This window comes from Rhizobium sp. 18055 (assembly GCF_902706285.1).
Classification (GTDB): Bacteria; Pseudomonadota; Alphaproteobacteria; order Rhizobiales; family Rhizobiaceae; genus Rhizobium.
This window is the reverse complement of sequence record NZ_CACSKD010000179.1, coordinates 1-492: the sequence shown is the minus strand read 5'-3', so window position 1 is coordinate 492 and position 492 is coordinate 1. Positions and strand designations below refer to the sequence as shown.

The following is a 492-nucleotide window of genomic DNA, read 5'->3' as shown; positions in this document are numbered from 1 at the left end:
CCGCCTGCAGTCGCTGCACTCGCGCTGCGCCGAGCTGCAATCGCTGCAGCACCGGCACCCCCATCCGCAGGCGGCACTGCGGGCACTGTGCCCGTTCCTGTTCGACGATGTCGGCCTGCACCGCCTCTTCGTGCTGCTGCCGCCAGGCTGCACCAGCCCGTTTGCCCAGGCGCTGCAGGCCCATGGGTTCATCCGCGAAGGGATCCTGCGCGACTACCATCTGGACGCGCAGGGATGGCATGACCGTCAGCTGCTGGCGCTGACCGCGTCGGCCTGGCGCAGCTGCCAGCAGCCGATCGGCTAGCGCACCCGCTCCAGTGCCGCACCGGCACCGGTCAAGACCCTGCAGGCATGGTCCTGTAGTTCCTCGCCGCTGGCATCGTTGCCGCTGGCGGCATCCACGCGGGTAGCCAGCAGGATGAAGCCGGGGCCGCCCTGCACCTCGCCGCGCCCGGCCACCACCAGGCTCCACTGGCCCACATCGCCCACGCC

Annotated in this window: 2 protein-coding genes; one reads left to right on the top strand and one right to left on the bottom strand. The window is 71.1% G+C overall.

Features of this window, described 5'->3' with window-relative positions; translation table 11 throughout:
• The coding region (locus GVL52_RS28605; RefSeq protein WP_200847974.1) for a GNAT family N-acetyltransferase at positions 1-304 on the top strand (304 nt) is incomplete at its 5' end.
• On the opposite strand, the gene GVL52_RS28600 is transcribed toward GVL52_RS28605, so the two are convergent.
• Positions 301-492, bottom strand: a 192-nt coding sequence (locus GVL52_RS28600) for a CDP-diacylglycerol diphosphatase (protein WP_200847973.1), incomplete at its 5' end; no start/stop codon positions are given. The genes GVL52_RS28605 and GVL52_RS28600 overlap by 4 nt on opposite strands.